This is a genomic window from Streptomyces sp. DI166, from assembly GCF_900091315.1.
GTDB lineage: Bacteria > Actinomycetota > Actinomycetes > Streptomycetales > Streptomycetaceae > Streptomyces > Streptomyces fuscus.
This window is the reverse complement of record NZ_FLSP01000008.1, coordinates 105,402-121,692: the sequence shown is the minus strand read 5'-3', so window position 1 is coordinate 121,692 and position 16,291 is coordinate 105,402. Positions and strand designations below refer to the sequence as shown.

The following is a 16,291-nucleotide window of genomic DNA, read 5'->3' as shown; positions in this document are numbered from 1 at the left end:
AGTCGTCGTGTTGCTGTGGAGAAGGAGCCGGGCAGCCCGCCCGGGGGGAATGGCCGGATCAGCCCCGGGCGAGGGCCTTGGCGGTGGCCCGCAGCCGGGGCATCTGCACGGTGAGGGGCTGGCCGTCGTCGGCGGTCAGGTGGCGCCGGTGGGCCCAGGTGTGCAGCAGCGGCGAGACGGAGTTGCGCGAAAGCGGGGCGTGGCCGCTGAGGTTGGCGCTGCGGCCGGTCCACAGGTTCCACAGCTGCGGTGTGCCGGAGAATCGGCGGCTGCGCGCGGTGAGCCGGTGCAGCAGGAGGTAGAAGTCGCCCGCGCGGGCCAGCGGGTCGTGGCCCTCGCCCCGGATCTCCCACGTGCACTGCACGGGGCCCACCTTGCGCTGGGTGATACGGACGTCGACGTGGCCGTTGGCCACCATGTGCTGGGCAGGCAGGTCGACCGCCTCGGTGACCCGCAGTCGGCCCAGGGCCAGGGACAGCACGAACAGTGGGGCCGCGTCGGCCAAGGTGAGGAAGAGCAGCCGCGCCGTGTCCTGCTTGCGCCGGCCTTCGACGTGGGGGATGCGGCCGGTGCGGTCCATCGCCTCCAGCAGGCGGGCCGTGTCCAGCTCCTCCTTGCCGAGCGTGTCCGGGGCGGCGCGGAACGCGGCCAGGAGCTGTTCGGACGCGGTGAGGCGGGCGGTGATCCGGGCCGCGTCGGTGCGGGCCGTCTGGAGCAGCGCGGTGTACTCGCGCTGGGAGTAGAGCGGCACCGGGGTCCGGGGCGGCATCGGCCCGGTGATCTTCCGGGGGGCCTTGACCAGGTCCCACACCTTGGGGTGCAGGGACCCGTACGGGGCGTCCTGCAGCAGGCGGCACAGTTGGGCGAGTTCACGCCCGATGCCCGCCGCCGTGCGGGTGGCCCCCTCGAGTTCGCGGTAGGTGTACAGGTGGTCGGGCTCCACATCGGCCAGGCACGCAAGCGGCTTGTCCTGCATGCTCAGGAAGGACAGGAAGCGGCGGATGGTCCCGAAGTAGGTGTCCGCGCTGGCGAGGGTGAGCATCCCGCCGGCCGGGGCCAGGCGGGCCTCCAGGGCGGCGGCCAGCGGTGCGTGCAGCGGCGGGCAGGGCAGCTGGGCGAAGTCGTAGGTGCGTTCACGGCCGACCGCCGGGCGGAAGCGGACGACGGGGCCGGGGGTGTTCTCAGGCATGGGAAGCCTTTCAGCAGGGCGGCGGAGTGCCGCAGATCGGGTAGGTGACAGGCCCGGTCAAGGTCGCCGGGCGGGATGGGCGGCGCCGGTCAGCGGGCGGTGGGTCACAGGCCCGGTGCCGTCTCGGCGGGGACGATGACCGACAGGTAGGCGCGGGTGCCGTTGCCGTCGCGCATGGGCCGGTAGCTGGCCGGGCCGCAGGCGGTGGCCTGCCGGAGGGCGGCGACCAGCGTGCGGATGGCGCGGTCGGCGCCCATCAGCCGGACATTGACGGGCTGGGCGCCGCCGGTGGTGGCGAAGACGGCCGGGGTGCGGGAGGTCACGGTGCTCTCTCCTTGAAGATCAGTGGTCAGGGATGAGGTCCAGGACGGCCTGGTGGTCGGCAGTGCTCAGGCCGATGCGGTGGCCGCCGGCGGGGGTGGACTGGTAGAGGCGGTGCTGGCCGTCGGCCCAGTCGCTCAGCAGCTGCTGAGCGGTGTCCACGTCGGTGTCGAGCGCGTCGGCGATCTGCTGCCAGGTGGCGCCGCGGCGGCGGGCGTCGTGGACGAGCGAGCCGCGGTAGTGGCCCAGCTCGGTGCGGATGGCCTCGCCCAGGGCGAGGCAGGCCAGCGCGTCGGTGGCGCCGTGTCGGGTGGGATCACTGCGGCTGAGCATCAGCGCCAGCGAATGGTCGCCGCGGCGGTTTTCCATCCACGCGATCGGCGTCGTAATCGGCACGTCGCCGGGGCGGGTGATCGGCTGCAGCGCCTTCCACCGCTCGTACGCGGTGTGGGTGTCGGGGTTGGTCACGGTCTCCTCGCAACAAGCGGTAGGGGCTCGGCCAGGCAGCCGGGCGGTCACGGCGCGCCCGGACAGGCAGGTCCGGGAGCGGCGAAACCGGCCGGAAGCGGGGGTGGGCACGATTGGCCTGCGGAACCTGTCGCCGCAGGTCAGAACCTGTACGACGGCCTGCCGCCGGCCTGCCGGACCGGCAATGCGGCGGCAGGCCGCGGGCAGGTCACGAAAACGCCGTGAGCGCGGTCCTGACGTCGGACAGGAGGTAGCCGGTGGGCTCGCCGGACAGGTGCCGCAGCCGGGTGGAGGCCAGTTCCACCCCGGCGTCGGTGAGCGCCTTGCGCAGGTGGCGGCCGATCATGGCGAGCCGGTCGGCGCGGTTGTCCCACCGGCCCCACCGGTCGGCGTCGTCGGCGCGCAGGTGCTCGGCGAGCTGGGCGACGGTCAGGGCATCGGGATCGTGCTCGGCGCGGAAGGCTTCGCGCACGGTGAGCAGGATGGCCGGCGCGGGCGGCGGCGTGGTGTCGGCGCGGCAGCGGGCGAGCAGATCCTGGTAGGTCTGCCACAGCCCGGCCTCGGTAAGGGTGTGGGTCAGGTCGGGCAGTCCGGCGGCGGCGCGTTCGGCGCCGAGCCGGGCGGCCTGGGCGTCGCTGACCTCGCGGACCTTGTAGCGGATGGGCCGGTTGGGCAGGCCGGGCAGGCCCTGGGCGTAGATCTGGCCGGCGTCGTTGACCTGGGTGTGGGTGGCGGCCTGCAACAGGTCCGCGCGGTAGCCCTCGGCGATGGCGCCGCCGCCGAGGAGTTCGGTGACGTCCACGCGGCGGCAGGCGCCCAGCAGGCGGGTGGACAGCTTGGGTCCGATGGCCTGGCCGAGGTGCTCACGGGTGCCGAACTGGCTGTCGGCCTCGAACCACAGGGCTTCCTTGCGGCCGAGCAGCATCGCGCGCACCAGCTTCACCTTGGCCTCGTCGCTCAGCTGCGGCCACTCGTCGACGTACACCACGACGGCCGGGTGCTCTTCGCTGACCCGCCACTTGTTGCCCCAGCCGTAGCGGGCGCGCTGGCGAGCGCGGGCCGCACACCACTGAAGCAGGAAGTCCAGCACAGCCTGGATCAGCTCGTCGTCCATGCACGCCGACAGCGTGATCGCCTCGCCCAGGGCGCCGACGCCGGTGCCGGCCGGGTCGATGTTGAACACCACGGCGTCGCGGCAGGCGGTGGCGGCTTCGGCGAGCGCGAGCATGACGCCGGACTTGCCGCCGCCGGAATCGGCGACCATCAGCATCATCAGCCCGGCCAAGGAGAACACCAGCGGGGTGCCGTCCATGGCCACGCCGAAGTCGGCCGCGTCCAAAATGGACATCGACAGCGGCGGCCGGTACGGCAGCGGGCCGACGACCTCCGGCGAGAAGGGATCGCGCAGCAGGGCGCGGACGAACGCGCTGTCCCCGGCCTCGGGGTCGCCCTCGACGAGCAGCCCGTTGCGGCGCAGCCTCAGGCGGGTGATCAGGCCCTTGTAGACGTCGTCCTTGTTCAGCTCGTCCGGGCTGCCGGTGGAGAACCGCACGTAGAACGACCAGCCCCACGGCTCCTCGACCGCTTTGGCTACCTCGGCGAGGTCCCGGCCCTCGGCCCGGATCGCGATGGCGAGCACGGCGGCGGCCTGCTCGCCCGTGCGGGCCTCGGCGAGCGAGCCGGGCTCCTGCTCCTCCTCTCCCTGGACGGCCGACGGTTCGGCGGGCTCGGCCTGGTTGGCCTCAGGCTGCGGTGCGGTGCGGGGTTCGTCGAGCTGGTAGTCGGCGGGCGCGTCGAGTTCGGGGATGAGCAGCTCGGCGGGGATGGGCCGAGTGGTGAGCGGGATCGGGTGGCGGGTGAGCCACCAGCCGCCGCCGAGCAGGGCCGGGCCGGTGATCAGCGCGGACAGGGGGGCGGCGGCGGTGACGGTGGCCAGGGCGCCCAGGGCGGGTACCACCAGGCAGGTGAAGCGGACGGCGCCACGACTCCCGCGCCACCGGGTGATCTGCTCGGCGGTGGGCTGGGTCGGCGTGAACGGCAGGGCGTTCAGGACGGCCAGCCCGTTGCGGCGGCGATCGGCCTCGGCCCCCAGATCGCGCAAACGGTTTTTCTCCGGGCCGCTCAGGCCGTCGTCGGCCGCCTTGTCCACCAGCTTGGACATCTGCTTGAGCGTGGTGTCCCGGGCGGTGCGGGCGTCGTCGCGGCGCTCGGTGTAGTGGTCGAGCTGCTTCTTGACGATGCGGCGGCGGATCTCGTCGCCGGTCATGTAGCGCAGCGCGGCCCAATGCACGGTAAGGGCCCAGGCGTTTCGCAGGCCGGGCAGGGTGCGGCCGGTGATGAAGCGGGCGGCGGTGGCCGCCGCGTGGGCGATGCGCCGGGCCGTCTGTCGGCGCGCTGCGGCCGGTGCCGGGCCGGCGCCCGGCTGCGGCTCCGCGTCATCGTCGACGAACTCGCCGTCATACACGATGACTTCGGGCAGGAGGGGGCCGTGGTCGTGGCTGGTCATGGCTGGGGTGCTCCAGAAATGCGCGGGGCAGGAAGAAAAACGAGGAAAAGGGGCGCGGGTTCCGGCGGCGGAGGCGCTGCGAGAGAGCGGCGGCTCAGCCGCCGAAGACGTACAGGCCGATGTTGTTGCCGGTCAGGGTGGTGGCGCTGACGATCCAGCCCATGAAGCCCAGGCTGGTGCCGTAGCAGATGGCCACGAGGGTGCCGCCGACCATTTCCTTCCAGTCCTTGGGCTTGCCGCGAGCGGCGATGAGCTTGATGACGTACCAGGTGATGCCTGTCATGCCGATGGCCGCGCCGCCGGCAGAGACAGGGGTGACGGCGGTGCGGGGCGGGTTGGCGGCCGTCGCGGCCCCGGCGGTCTTGTCCACGGCTTCCTGCCCGGCGACGTTCATGCCGTGGCGCAGGGCGCCTGCGATCTCGCCGAGGAATCCGCCGGAGTTGACGGTGATCAGCAGCATGAAGAAGCCCACCAGGATCAGCGTCTTCTTGTTGCGCAGCAGCTTGTACTTGAACCCGGCGATGATCGCGACGGTGGCGATGGCGCCGAAGACCAGGGCGCCGAAACCGGCGTTGGCGGGGGAGTTGTCGAACACGGTCAAGCTCCAGTCAGGAAGTGGTTGGCAGCGCGCCAGGAGACGATCAGGACGCCGATGCCGGCGGCCCACAGCGCGGGGCGGGTGATGATCCAGCCGCGGGGCGAGCGCACCAGGCGCACCAGGCCCCGGCCGGTGCAGGCCAGCGCCTTCCAGGCCAGGTCGCACACGAGGCCGATCACGCCCGGGGCGAGGCGGCCGAGGAGGACGGCGCCGGTGCCGGCGAGCACGGCACCGAGCGGGGCGAAGACGGGGGCGGTGATCCCGCCGCGGCTGATGCTGTCGGCGACCCAGAGCGCGGCGGTGGTGTGGTTGACGGGCACGAGGGTGGCCACCGCGATGGACAGCAGGTTGCGGACGGGCTGCAGCCGCCCCCAGTCCACGTCGTTGCCGTCGTCGCGGCTGGGGGCGCGGTCGGCGACGGCCGCTGCGACCTCAGCCAGGCTGACCGCCTCGGTGACGGCCACCGCCACGTCGTGGCTGACGGCTTCGGCCAGGTCCGGGGCCATGCCGGGCGGGGCCGGGGGCGGCTGGTCGCCGGTGACCGCGCAGCGCACCGCGCTTTCGGCACGCAGCGGGCAGCCGGCGGCCACCGGGCAGGGGGACCAGCAGCCCACCGGGCTCGGCTCGGCCGTCTGCCCGCTGGCCCACCACGGCTCGTCGGCCCCGGTGGTGTTGTTCAGCGAGGCCATCGCGCGACCTCCCCGAGCAGGGCCAGCAGCCGCTCACGCACCTTGATCTCGTCTGCGTCCGGCTCGGCACCGTTCCCCGGCTCGCTCTGCCAGCCCTCCGGCAGTGGCGGCACCTCGGGCAGCGGACGGGACGGTCGGGGCAGCACCAGCCGGACGGCGGGGCGGCGGGCGGGGCGGATACGGCGGAAGAACATCAGACCTCCTCGTCCGTGGCGGGGCGGGCGGGGACGGTGGCCGACTGGGCCGGGAGGGTCTTCTTCACCGCGCGGATCTGGTTGCGGACCCACTCCGCATCCGCGTCGAACTCGCGGCCGAGCTCGGTGGGCGACGGCGTCTGGCCGTCGGTGAGCAGAGCAGTGATCCGTGCCCGGACCGCATCGCGCAGTTCCTCGCGCCCGGCACCACGCGCCGCGCGGTTACCGGAGTTTCGTGAGGCCCGGCGCTCGGTGCGGCGCCTGCGGCTGCCAGCTGCCGCACGGGGCTCGCCGGACGGGCCGCCAGCGGTGACAGGGGCGGGCCCGCCGTTTGCGGACCCGGCTTCGTCACCGGAGCCGTTACCGCTCGCGCTGCCGGTGGACGCAGCGGCGTTACCGCCGCCGGTAGCCGCGCTTTCACCGCTCGGGTTACCGCCACCGGTGACGGGGCTTTCACCGCTCGGACTACCGGTGTCGGTAACCGTGCTTTCACCGGTGGTGGTAGCGGGGCCTTCACCGCCGGGATTACCGGTTCCCGTACCGGGCGGCAGAGCAGGCGGTACGGCGGCGGGCGCAGCCGGTTGGACTGCCACCTCCGCCTCCGGGGGCGCGGCCGGTACAGCAGCGGTGGCGGGCTGGTCGCGCAGTGCGTGGACCCGCCACAGGACGAACGGACCGATGGAGACGACGAGGGCGACCAGCCACCAGGTGGGCTTGATGTCCTCACCGGTGCCGGTGACGCCGAACAGCCCGGCCTCGGCGAGGTGCACCAGTACGTTGGCGATCACCATGAGGCTGATGGCAGTGAAGGCGTCGCGGTGGCGCCGGAAGGCGGCGACCACGTAGACGTCGATGGCGATCGGCAGCAGTGGCGCCACCCACACCGGGAAACCGACCAGCATGGCCAGCTGCCACTCGCCCGACGCCGTCAGTCCGATCGCGGCGAACAGTGCGAACGTTGGCAGCTTCTTCGTCAGCCTCTCGCCGCGCTCCTGGCGCTGCTCGACCTCGGTGCGGGCCTGCTCCAGCAGCGCGTCCGCCTCGTTCTTCTCCTGACGGGCGCGGGCCAGAGCCGCCTCGGCCTTCCGGCTGGTGTCGTCGGCCTGCTGCTGGGCGTCGGCCACCAGGGCCTCGGCGCGGCGCTGTGCCTCGGCAAGCAGCCGGGCCGCCTCCGCCTCGGTGGCCTGCCGGAAGGATTCGGCAGTCTGCTCACAGCGGCGGGCCCGGGCGTCGGCCTGCTCCCGCAGCGTCTCCGTCCGCTGCTCGATGCGCTGGAGCTCCTCCTGGGCGGCCTCCCGCATCCGGGAGGCCGTGGTGCGGGCGTCGGCCAGGATCTCCTCGGCGGCCTCTCGGGCCTGGGCCAGGGCAACGTGGGCGGCGGCGATCTGCTTCTCGGCCGCCTGATGGGCCTGCTGGACGTGCAGGTCCGCGACGAGTTTGCGCTGCTGGGCGCCCTCGGCGTCGGCCTCGGCCCGAGCGGCGGCGGAGGTCGCCTCCCGCCTGAGCGTCTGGGCCTCGCGGCGTGCGCCGGCCAGCAGGTCGGCCGCCTCGGCGTGGGCCGCCTCCAGGATGTCGGCGGCCGTGGGCTCCGGGGCCGGGGTGTCGATGAGGTGGGCGCGGTGGGCGCCCGGAACGTTCGGTACGCGGTGGTGCTCGGTCACCGGGGGTCTTCTTCCTGCTGTGTCCAGGTGGCGGCCAGACGGTCGGCGGCGCGCGCGGCGTCCGTCCTGCTCAGGGCCGCTTTCATGCGGGCGGTGGTCTGCTCGGCGGCACTGGCGGCGGCGCGGGCCTGCTCGGCCCGGCCGATGGCCGCCTGCCAAGAGCGCACGCAGGTCACGAGAACCACCCCCGGCGCCCGCCGCGGCCTTCCTGCCGCTCACGCTCGGCGTCGGCCCACCTCCAGCCGTCGCGGTCGGCCTCGATCGCGGCGCGATGGTGGCGCTGGCGCCGCCGCGCGGACCGCTCGGCCTCCTTGCGCTGCCTGCGCTGGCTGGCCGACTCCTTGCCCGCGTAGGTGGTGGCGGCCATCTGCCGGTCGTTGCCGATGAGCCCGAAGAACGCCATCACGCACCCCCACTGATCATGGCGGTGAGGTGGATGGTGGAGTTGCCACAGATGCCGCGGGCCTCCAGGTACTCGCCGCTGGGCCGCAGCCCGGGGGCATGGATGGCCTGGGCGAGGGTGTCGATGAGCGGCGCGGGCAGCGGACGGCCGACATGGACGGCGACATCGGCATCCAGCGGGGCCGCGTCGCTGAACAGGTCGAGCAGGTGCGCGACCAGGTCGGTGTCGTCCAGCACGTCCCCCGTGGACGGGGCGGGCGGGACGGCGGCTGGGATGGTCGCGGCCAGCAGCCGGGCCAGGCCCGCCCGCAGCTGCAGGATCGCCATCACCAGCGCGTCGGAGTCCATCTCCTTCAGCGGCAGCGCGATGGCCTCCGATAGCAGGTCGCGGGCGCTTTCGGCGGCCTCGACCCGGCGCGCGGCCGGGGACGCGGCGGACAGACCGTTCCACGCCATCCGCATGTACTCGGCCAGCTCCGGAAACACCGGCTCCGGCAACGCGCGGTTGCGCCGCGGCAGTTCGGGCTGGTGCGCGTTCATGCCGCACCCCCGCTCCGCGCCTGCTGGCGGGCCTGGTACATCTCCCGCCGCTCCTCCTGGCGCACCCCGCCGAAGACCCCGTTGATACGCGTGATCTCCGACTGGGCCAGGTCCCGCTCCAGGCACACCGCACGGACAGCGGCCGGGCACACCGCGCACACCGCCAGCGCCGACCGCTCACCCCTGTTGGGCGGCTGGTCAAGCTCGGAGGGGCGGGCGAAGAAGATCTTCGTGTCCAGGCCGGTGCAGGCGGCCTGCGGCCGGCCGTCGGAATCCACGGGCGGGGCACCGAACGGCAGTTGCAGTAACGAACCGGGCGAACGCCGTGCCACGGCGGCTGGCGCGCTCATACGCTTGGGCATGCGGAAGTCACTCCCAAAGCTCTGGTGGGCTTTCCGCGCCGAGGACCCCTGAGATCGGTGGAAGGAGATCGGGGGTCCTCTGCACGTTTTGGACAAGGCAGTGCTGTACGGGCGCAGGGCAAAACAGCCCCAACATCCCGCCGACTTCACTAGTGAAGTTGGTGAGATCGACCGTAGACAGAGATCCGCAACCTCGTCAAGAGTTCACTAGTGAAGTGCGCGTGACCTGACTAGTGAAGGTGCTCTACTCTGAGCCCATGACGGCAAAGGACCCGAGGCCGCGCGGAGCGCAACGGATCGCCGACGATCTCCGGGCGGAGATCGAATCCGGCGCCATCGAGCCGGGAGAAAGGCTCCCGACCACGCGTGAGCTTGTGGCGAAGTACCAGGTGACGGGCGAGACCGTGCGCCAGGCGATCATCCGGCTGAAGAACGCCGGGCTGGTCACCAGCCGGCAGGGCGGCGGCGTCTACGCCCGTGACCGCCCGCCCCTCAAGCGGCTCGGGATCCAGCGCTATGACAAGGCGAAATGGCGCGACAGCGACGAGGTGGCCTTCATCGCCGACCGGGTCGCCTCGGGCCGCGAGTACAGCCGTACCGACCAGACCCAGACCGTTCGCAAGGTGCCGTCCACTCGCGAAATCGCCTCCGCCCTGGGCATCCCAGAAGGGTCGGAGGTCTACGAGCGCGCCCGCTTGGTGAAGGAGAAAGGCCAGCCCACCCACACGCTGACCAGCTACTACCGGCCCAGCCACGTGGAAGGCACCCGGCTGGTCGACCCCACCCCCGGGCCCGCCGGCGCCGGGGGCGGCTTCCGCGTGTTCTACGAGCTCGGCCTGGAACCCGACCACATGACCGAGGAACTGCGGGCCCGCATGCCCACTCCGGCCGAGATAGAGCAGCTGGAGCTTCCCCCCGGCGAACCGGTCGTGGTCCTCAAACGCACCACCTACACCGCCGACGAGACCGTCATCGAGTACGCCCTCGGCGTCCACGCCTCCAGCCGCTTCAGCTGGAGCTACAGCTTTCAGTTGCCCGACTCCGCCCGCGACCAAGCCGAAAGGCAGGAATCATGACCAGTGAAGGAAAGCCGCGCGCGCTCGATGTGGCCGAGCTGACCGCTCCGGGCGACGTCCCGGAGGCGGGCGTGGTGGAGATGGCCCACCGCCGCCAGCGCCACCAGGACCGCATCGCGGGCACCGTCCGCGGTCTGCCTCCGCAGGAGACCGTCACGGCCGACGGCTCCGACGCCATCGCCGCGCTTGTCCTGGGCACCGCGATCACGGTGCAGATCGGCGACGAGCAGCCGTCCCTGATGCGCCAGGCCCTTAAGCACGGCCGAACCTGGGACGAGATCGCCACGGCGGCCGGGCTCACCGCTGAGCAGGCCCGAGCCGCCTATACCGCCTGGGCCGAGCGCCTCGAAGGGCCCGACCGCACGGAGGCCCTCAGCCTGGCCGGCTGACGGCAATCCGCACGCGCCGGTGCCCCGCGAGACAAGGAACGTCCTCGCGGGGCACCGGGCGCGTCTGGGCCGGTCAGCGCGGCAGGAGACGGCTGTCGAAACCGGCGTCGGCCAGCCGCTTGAAGGCCGCGGCCACGTCCTCCGGGACCTCCTGGGGGATGATGAAGCCCTGCTTGGGGTACACCATCACCCGCTGCAGCGCGCCCACCAGCATGTCGATGACCAGCTTCGTATCCCCGATCCCTTCGGCGTACGCGGCCAGCCCCACCGGCTCCGAGGAGCAGATTACGTCCACCCCGGGCCACACCTTCTTGAACGTCGCGTACGAGCGGCGCTCCTCGTACGGCTTGCACACCACCAGCACCGACTCCGGCACGATCCCGGCCTCCGCCAGCACCTGGCGGGAGAAGACGGCGTTCTGGCCGGTGTTCGCCGCCTTCGGGTCCACCAGCACCGCCTCCTCGGGCACGCCGAGCTCCAGGGCATGCTCGCGGTAGTGCACCGCCTCGCCCCGCGGGAAGCGCGCCTTCGTCGTCGGGCTGTTGCCGCCGGTGAACACCATCACCGGGAACAGGCCCTGCCGGTAGAGGTGCACGGTGTGTGAGGCGACCCCCAGATCGTGGCTGCCCAGGCCGATTCCCGCCGAGCACGGCCGCAGTTCGTGGTGCATCTGGTGGTAGTCCCAGATCAGCTCCGCATCCCGCCACTCCTGGGCGGTGATCACGCGCTGCCGTCCTTCGGCGTCTGCCACGGCCGCCACTCCCTGATCGATCCTGCTTCCGGCGCACGGCGTATCCGGCCGCCGCATCGTGATCGGCGGCGGGCCCGGGCCCCCTTGATGAGTACATTAGTGAACTCATGCGGGAGGGTTGCGCCGGGCACCGAGCCCACCTCCGCCCCGGGAACTTCGCCGATCCGGCTGTACGGGCAGGTCAGCGGCGGCAGACTGAGATCTCTGCCACCGTGAGCGGGAGGAATCAGCCGGTGCCGTACGATCCCAGCCCCCTGTCACGGGACGCAGCGAAGACTCTGCGGGAGATCGCCCGGGACCTTGAGGGCGGCAAGGCCGAGTACGGCAGCCCGCGCAGCGCGGCCCGTGTCCTGCGCGACCTCCACGAACTCGCCGAGTACCTGCCTCAGATCCTGCTGCAGACCTCTGCCGCGGTCGACCGGATGGCCCGCGACCGGGACGACGCCATGAGCGTGGCCCGCATGATCGGGGAGGCCGCCACCACTGCCACGAACCTCACCGACCAGCTCCGCCGCGCACACGAGGCCGCCCAGGACGTCCGCGGGCGCTGACGGCCGGCATCTGCCGACGGCACGGGCAGCCGGGAGGGCGTTGTCAGTGGGGTGCGGCAGGCTGGGCGGCATGAGTACGCATGTGACCGGCGGCACCGGACGGGGCGATCAGATCCCGGCCCGGCTGACGCAAGTGGGGCCGGGCTGGCACCCCTTGCTGAGACGGCTGCATGAACAGCTCCTCGCCCTGATGGCGGACTACCGCCTGGAGGAGTTCAGCCGAAACTCGGCGGCCTGCGCATCTACGTCGCCGACCGCTTCGACGACGACGGAGAGTTCGACGGCGCCTGGGCCGACATGGCCGGCGCTCTCGTCGAAGCAGCCGAGGCCGAAGCCGAGCGAACCTGCGAGGCCTACGCGGGTGCGGGCCGCCCCCGCTTCCACGGCGACCAGGACGGCACCTGGATCCGCGCCCTGTGCGACGGCTGCCACATGAGCCGGACACTGCCCGCCGGGCCTGCCGTGGCGGCGGCGCCTACGAACGAAGCTGCGGGCGCCTCGGACTTAGAAGCGGGCCGTAGGCGGCCAAGAGGCGCTCTACCGCGAGTCGGCGGCTGGTGCCTTACTAGATGATCAAGGTTGGCGAGCCGCTCGTGCCGGGCGGCCGGGAGGGAGAATCACGCGTGTTCGTCGTCACTTTGATGATCCGTCGTCTGACTCAGCCGACTCGCCCGGCGGTAACTCCTGTGAGCGGTGATACGCGTCCAGCCACGCCGTCCCTGCCGCGATTTGTGACGGCAATAGCCCGGTCTCCTGCTCTAGCGTTGTCGGGTTGAGCTCCTCTTTCGCACGCGTCATCGTTGCGTGGGCGATCTTGCATACGGACGCTTGGGCAAGCTCACCGAGCAGTCCAGCTTTGAGTTCCGCGGTATATCGGAGGAGTTCGGAATGTTCGGCAGGGTCGTTTCGGGCCAAGCCGGTAGCAATGTCGACCGCCTCCGTGGAAGCCTTTAACGCTGCGGGCAGTTGGGCGCTGTCCTGGGAGAGAACCCAGGCGAGATTGTCCAACGCTAGGGCAAGGTTCGTTTGGTGAGCGTGCGGATCCTGCTCAGCCAGTTGGCGGACGATAGTCAGGGCCTCTTGTGCAGCAACCTGGGCCTCATCACAGCGGCCCAGGTGCACGAGTGGAGTGCTGTAATTCCTCAGGATGTCGGCCAATTCTGGTGCAACTTCGTCAGGTCTGTTCTCGACTGCGCGGCGTGTAAGCGTGATTGCTTCGGAGAGCGCGTCCGCAGCCTGCTCGTAGTTCCCCTCGTGGGCGGTTGCGGTTAGCCTGGAGTCGCTGCCCTCGCCGGAGTTCTCTCCCAGGGCGATCAGGGTTGCCCCAAGGGCTCTGAAAGCTTCAGCTGCGGAAGTGTCGTCGCCTGTCTGCTTGAAAAGGGCGGCGCCTTGCCGGAAGTAGAGGCTTGCCTGAACGGGTTGTTCATCCTCCGAAAAGAGATTACCCAAGAAGACCGAGGCTTTTGCTGCGATGTCGGTCTCCCAGGGGCCACCCGCTTCAAGAGCGCACGCAATGCATTCTTGGAAGGAGTGGGTGGCTTCGGCGCGCCGACCAACACCGTCCAGTGCGTGGGCAAGATTCAGCAAGGCAAGGGTCTTTACGCTTTTGCTGGTCTGAGACAACACTGCCAGGCTCTCCTGCAGCGCACCAATTGCCTCGTTGTATCTTTTGAGGAGCGTCAGGTGAGCGCCGTAGTCCATGAGCGCTACCGCAGCAAAGTGCCGGTTGGAGCCTCGTTTCAGCAGAGGGATGGCCTGTTCGGACATCCGGAGAGATTCCTCATAGTGGCCGGAGTAGCTTAGGGCCGAGGCGAGGGCACGTAGTGCCATGCCTTCGCCGGATTGGTCACCCAGGCAGCGGAAAATCTCCGCCGCCTTGCGTGACTCAGAGATGGCTTCGGCGTAGGCATTCAGCGCACGCAGCGCGTCGCTGAGTGACACGCCTGCACGGGCCGCACCACGCTCATCATCCAAGGCCTGCGCGGCCCGAATGGCGAGCGCGGCATTGGCACGCCACTCCTCCACATAACCGTGCATGCTGAAGTAGTTCTCCAAGGCCAAAGGCAGATCCCGGGCGATGTCGTGGTGCCCCATAGCCTCTGCAAGAGCCGCCGCTGCGAACAGATTCTCCCGTTCTGCGTCCAGCCATGCGACCGCCTGGGATCGGTCGGGGAAACCGTGGGGCGTCGGTTCCATCAGATTGACCACATAGTCGTCAGCCCGCGTTGCGCGTTCGAGGTAGTAACGGAGAAGCCGCCTGACATCATCTGTCGTCGTAGGCTCCTTGGCTGCCCGCTCGCTGGCGTACACCCGGACCAGGTCATGGAGCCCCCAGCGCCCCCAGACAGCTCCAGGTTCGACCAAATGGGCACGGGTGAGCTCCAGCAGGAGTTGCTTGGTGTGCAACTGGTCCGCGGCGGCACCGTGCGCGGCTGCCGCAGTGGACAGATCGGGGCCGGGATTGAGAGCGACCAGCCGGAACATCCTGGCCTGGGCTTCGCTCAGTTGCTCGTACGACAGATCCAATGCAGCTCGCACGGCGCGGCTCTCGCGCGCGAGCTGGTCCAGCCGGTGGTGAACGTCAGACAGGGCCTGGCTCAAGTCGGCAAGGGGACGTCTAGGGGTATCGGCGAGGAGGGCGGCGGCGATGCGTAGGGCCAGGGGCAGGCCCGCGCACAACCGGGCGATCATCGCAGCATCCTCGGGGGCGTCAGATACGCGGGTGTCGGCGGCATCGCGCGCCTCGAAGAGGGCCTTGCGCAGCAGCTCAACGGAAGCGTGCTCGTCGAGGATGTCGAGGTCGTGGAGGCGGGCGCCCAAATCAAGGGTGTGGCGGGAGGTGAGCAGGACCGCGGTGGTGCCGTCGGTGGGCAGCAGCGGATCGACCTGCTCGCTGCTTGAGGCGTTGTCGATGACGACCAGAATGCGACGTTTCTGCCTGGCGAATTCCGCCAACACGCTGCGGTAGAGGCGCGAGCGATCCTGCTGTTCCTCGGGGATGTGCTCGTCGGGTATGCCCAGAGCGTGCAGGAGGCCGCGCAGGGCCTGCGCGGGGGACAGTCGACGTTTGCTGTCGTAGCCGAACATGTCGACGAACAACCCCCCTCCGGGGAACCAACCGGGCTTTTCCAACGCCCGGGCGGCGGTCTGCACGACAAGTTCGGTCTTGCCGACGCCGGCCAGGCCCGCTACTGACGCAACGAGCACCGCTTCCTGCCGCTGTGGGCCGGGAGCCAGCCCCTGCAAGAGCGCTTCCAGGTGGCTGTCGCGACCAATGAAGGTGGTCGAGGCTGGAGGCAGGCCGGACAGTGCCGGAGTGACCGGAGCAGGCAACTGCAGACTGACGTTCCGCCCCTGGATCACCCAGCCGAAGTACACGCCATCGTGGATCTGGTTCGACGTGTCCCGGCTCGCGCTATCTTCACCGGCGGCGTCGGCCTCAGCCATCCCGGTCAGTCATCCGTCGGCGGCGAGCTGGGGGTGGTTGGAGGCGGAGTGGTGAAGGAGACTCCGGAGAAGTCCCGGCCAAGCACAGCCGGTCCGTGAAAGGTGCCGCCCTTGATCTCGTTGTGCACCTCGCCGTCACCAGTGCGCACCAGCCTCGCCTGCTCAAGCCATCGCTGCAGCCCTGTCTGGAAGTCCGGGTCGAGGGCAGCCCGCACCGCCAGGGCGGTGCTCAGTGCCTGAGCGCGTGCCGGATCCGCCGGTGCATGCTCCAGTCTGGCCAGCTCAGCCTCCCCCGAACTCACCGCTCGGCCAACCGCGGCGTCCTGGCCGCGCTGAAATGGACGCCTCACCAGTGCGCTCAGCCCTGCCCATGCCTGCCGCCCGACTTCACCACCAGCGCCACCCGCCAAAGCAGCCAGCAGTCCCACCGAAACCGGATTCACCCGCTTCACCCCCGGTGCCTACGCACTCACCGATAGTAGACACACTACGAGATGCAACGGTTCCCGCGCAGGGCGATTAGGACTTATCGTCGGGCTGCGGGCCCGACGTCTTCGACGCCGTTTGCCGTCTGCCAACTGGAAGTCACAGTGGTTCGCTACCGCGGCGTGCGATCCCCACGTGAGGTTCAGAAACAGGCACTACAGGGCCGCGGTCGTCGCCCAGTTGGTGAAGGAAGGGATCCCGGCCACCGGCTACAGCATCCCTCCGGACCCATCGCCCGACGACTTCGATGGCGAGGCGGACGGGCATATCGAGATCCCCTTCGAGTTCACCACCCGGCACTACGGTCCGGGCCTGGAGGAACTCTGCCTTTGGTGGAATTCGGTCTCGGGCTGGCGCGTCCACACCCAGTACGACCCCAACCGGCCGGGCGAGGGCAGGCAGTGGATGGGGGCGGGGCTGCTCCCACCGCCAGCGAGGGTGTCTGCGTTCTTCGCCACCATGATGGTCGACCACACGATGGCCGGGTCCTTGGAGCGGCCGTTCTACCGTCGGCAGGGCGAGAGCGTGGCTGCGCTGCTTGAGCGCCTTCAGGTGTACGGGCGGCCGGCCCCGCCGGGACGGCCCTGACGGGCGGTTGTTCGATGCGGCGGTTGTGTCTGTGTGCATGAGCGGGGCGGGCGGGGGGCGGGGTTGCTCCGCC

General features: G+C 70.7%; 20 protein-coding genes. 4 read left to right on the top strand and 16 right to left on the bottom strand.

Annotated features, from left to right (window positions below):
* Positions 1-58 precede the first annotated feature (58 nt).
* The 12 genes from GA0115233_RS06515 to GA0115233_RS06460 form a co-directional block, all read right to left on the bottom strand.
* The gene (locus GA0115233_RS06515) at positions 59-1,189 is read right to left on the bottom strand and encodes a hypothetical protein (protein ID WP_093719118.1); all 1,131 of its coding nucleotides are present in this window, start codon (positions 1,187-1,189) and stop codon (positions 59-61) included.
* Positions 1,190-1,293: 104 nt separating this feature from the next.
* Positions 1,294-1,512: a hypothetical protein gene (locus tag GA0115233_RS06510; RefSeq protein ID WP_093719117.1), complete on the bottom strand. Its 219-nt coding sequence runs from the start codon at positions 1,510-1,512 to the stop codon at positions 1,294-1,296.
* Positions 1,513-1,531: 19 nt separating this feature from the next.
* Positions 1,532-1,978, bottom strand: a complete 447-nt coding sequence (locus GA0115233_RS06505) for a hypothetical protein (RefSeq protein ID WP_093719116.1) — start codon at positions 1,976-1,978, stop codon at positions 1,532-1,534.
* A 208-nt stretch (positions 1,979-2,186) separates the two neighbouring features.
* Positions 2,187-4,484 (bottom strand): hypothetical protein, encoded by a 2,298-nt coding sequence (locus GA0115233_RS06500; RefSeq protein WP_093719115.1) that lies wholly within the window; start codon positions 4,482-4,484, stop codon positions 2,187-2,189.
* Positions 4,485-4,578: 94 nt separating this feature from the next.
* A complete protein-coding gene (locus GA0115233_RS06495) occupies positions 4,579-5,079 on the bottom strand; it encodes a hypothetical protein (protein ID WP_093719114.1) in 501 nt (166 codons plus the stop codon).
* A 2-nt stretch (positions 5,080-5,081) separates the two neighbouring features.
* Positions 5,082-5,771, bottom strand: a complete 690-nt coding sequence (locus GA0115233_RS06490; protein WP_093719113.1) for a hypothetical protein — start codon at positions 5,769-5,771, stop codon at positions 5,082-5,084.
* Positions 5,759-5,965 carry a hypothetical protein gene (locus tag GA0115233_RS06485; protein ID WP_093719112.1) on the bottom strand — a complete coding sequence of 69 codons (207 nt, stop codon included), beginning with the start codon at positions 5,963-5,965 and terminating at the stop codon, positions 5,759-5,761. The genes GA0115233_RS06490 and GA0115233_RS06485 overlap by 13 nt, the downstream gene beginning before the upstream one ends.
* Positions 5,965-7,626 (bottom strand): hypothetical protein, encoded by a 1,662-nt coding sequence (locus GA0115233_RS06480; RefSeq protein WP_093719111.1) that lies wholly within the window; start codon positions 7,624-7,626, stop codon positions 5,965-5,967. The genes GA0115233_RS06485 and GA0115233_RS06480 overlap by 1 nt, the downstream gene beginning before the upstream one ends.
* Complete coding sequence (locus GA0115233_RS40890; protein ID WP_176711658.1) at positions 7,623-7,793, bottom strand: hypothetical protein; 171 nt, start codon at positions 7,791-7,793, stop codon at positions 7,623-7,625. Before GA0115233_RS40890 ends, GA0115233_RS06480 begins: the two co-directional genes overlap by 4 nt.
* Positions 7,794-7,798: 5 nt before the next feature.
* On the bottom strand, positions 7,799-8,029 hold the full coding sequence (locus tag GA0115233_RS06470) for a hypothetical protein (protein ID WP_093719109.1): 231 nt from the start codon (positions 8,027-8,029) through the stop codon (positions 7,799-7,801).
* Positions 8,029-8,568 (bottom strand): hypothetical protein, encoded by a 540-nt coding sequence (locus GA0115233_RS06465; RefSeq protein WP_093719108.1) that lies wholly within the window; start codon positions 8,566-8,568, stop codon positions 8,029-8,031. The genes GA0115233_RS06470 and GA0115233_RS06465 overlap by 1 nt, the downstream gene beginning before the upstream one ends.
* A complete protein-coding gene (locus GA0115233_RS06460) occupies positions 8,565-8,846 on the bottom strand; it encodes a WhiB family transcriptional regulator (protein WP_176711657.1) in 282 nt (93 codons plus the stop codon). The genes GA0115233_RS06465 and GA0115233_RS06460 overlap by 4 nt, the downstream gene beginning before the upstream one ends.
* A 341-nt stretch (positions 8,847-9,187) precedes the next feature.
* Between GA0115233_RS06460 and GA0115233_RS06455 the strand changes: the two genes are divergently transcribed.
* Entirely contained in the window at positions 9,188-10,006 is an 819-nt protein-coding gene (locus tag GA0115233_RS06455; RefSeq protein WP_093719133.1) for a GntR family transcriptional regulator, read from the top strand.
* The gene (locus GA0115233_RS06450; RefSeq protein ID WP_141689482.1) at positions 10,003-10,395 is read left to right on the top strand and encodes a hypothetical protein; all 393 of its coding nucleotides are present in this window, start codon (positions 10,003-10,005) and stop codon (positions 10,393-10,395) included. Before GA0115233_RS06455 ends, GA0115233_RS06450 begins: the two co-directional genes overlap by 4 nt.
* 73 nt (positions 10,396-10,468) lie before the next feature.
* Here GA0115233_RS06450 and GA0115233_RS06445 read toward each other — a convergent pair whose 3' ends face one another.
* On the bottom strand, positions 10,469-11,146 hold the full coding sequence (locus GA0115233_RS06445) for a YdcF family protein (protein ID WP_255310067.1): 678 nt from the start codon (positions 11,144-11,146) through the stop codon (positions 10,469-10,471).
* Positions 11,147-11,379: 233 nt separating this feature from the next.
* On the opposite strand from GA0115233_RS06445, the gene GA0115233_RS06440 reads away from it, so the two are divergent.
* On the top strand, positions 11,380-11,697 hold the full coding sequence (locus tag GA0115233_RS06440; RefSeq protein WP_093719104.1) for a hypothetical protein: 318 nt from the start codon (positions 11,380-11,382) through the stop codon (positions 11,695-11,697).
* Positions 11,698-11,895: 198 nt separating this feature from the next.
* Here the strand turns inward: GA0115233_RS06440 and GA0115233_RS06435 are convergent, their stop codons facing one another.
* The 3 genes from GA0115233_RS06435 to GA0115233_RS06425 all read right to left on the bottom strand — a co-directional run bounded on the left by GA0115233_RS06435 (position 11,896) and on the right by GA0115233_RS06425 (position 15,587).
* On the bottom strand, positions 11,896-12,129 hold the full coding sequence (locus tag GA0115233_RS06435) for a hypothetical protein (RefSeq protein ID WP_141689481.1): 234 nt from the start codon (positions 12,127-12,129) through the stop codon (positions 11,896-11,898).
* A gap of 201 nt (positions 12,130-12,330) precedes the next feature.
* Entirely contained in the window at positions 12,331-15,144 is a 2,814-nt protein-coding gene (locus GA0115233_RS06430; RefSeq protein ID WP_093719102.1) for an NB-ARC domain-containing protein, read from the bottom strand.
* 5 nt (positions 15,145-15,149) lie between these two features.
* The gene (locus GA0115233_RS06425; RefSeq protein ID WP_093719101.1) at positions 15,150-15,587 is read right to left on the bottom strand and encodes a hypothetical protein; all 438 of its coding nucleotides are present in this window, start codon (positions 15,585-15,587) and stop codon (positions 15,150-15,152) included.
* A gap of 178 nt (positions 15,588-15,765) precedes the next feature.
* Between GA0115233_RS06425 and GA0115233_RS06420 the strand changes: the two genes are divergently transcribed.
* Positions 15,766-16,218, top strand: coding sequence for a DUF6292 family protein (locus GA0115233_RS06420; RefSeq protein ID WP_093719100.1), 453 nt, complete (start codon positions 15,766-15,768; stop codon positions 16,216-16,218).
* Positions 16,219-16,291 lie beyond the last annotated feature (73 nt).

Coding starts and splice junctions, on each gene's coding strand:
- GA0115233_RS06515 (WP_093719118.1), bottom strand. CDS start 1,189: ATGCCTGAGAACACCCCCGGCCCCGTCGTCCGCTTCCGCCCGGCGGTC.
- GA0115233_RS06500 (WP_093719115.1), bottom strand. CDS start 4,484: ATGACCAGCCACGACCACGGCCCCCTCCTGCCCGAAGTCATCGTGTAT.
- GA0115233_RS06490 (WP_093719113.1), bottom strand. CDS start 5,771: ATGGCCTCGCTGAACAACACCACCGGGGCCGACGAGCCGTGGTGGGCC.
- GA0115233_RS06485 (WP_093719112.1), bottom strand. CDS start 5,965: ATGTTCTTCCGCCGTATCCGCCCCGCCCGCCGCCCCGCCGTCCGGCTG.
- GA0115233_RS06470 (WP_093719109.1), bottom strand. CDS start 8,029: ATGGCGTTCTTCGGGCTCATCGGCAACGACCGGCAGATGGCCGCCACC.
- GA0115233_RS06465 (WP_093719108.1), bottom strand. CDS start 8,568: ATGAACGCGCACCAGCCCGAACTGCCGCGGCGCAACCGCGCGTTGCCG.
- GA0115233_RS06455 (WP_093719133.1), top strand. CDS start 9,188: ATGACGGCAAAGGACCCGAGGCCGCGCGGAGCGCAACGGATCGCCGAC.
- GA0115233_RS06450 (WP_141689482.1), top strand. CDS start 10,003: ATGACCAGTGAAGGAAAGCCGCGCGCGCTCGATGTGGCCGAGCTGACC.
- GA0115233_RS06430 (WP_093719102.1), bottom strand. CDS start 15,144: ATGGCTGAGGCCGACGCCGCCGGTGAAGATAGCGCGAGCCGGGACACG.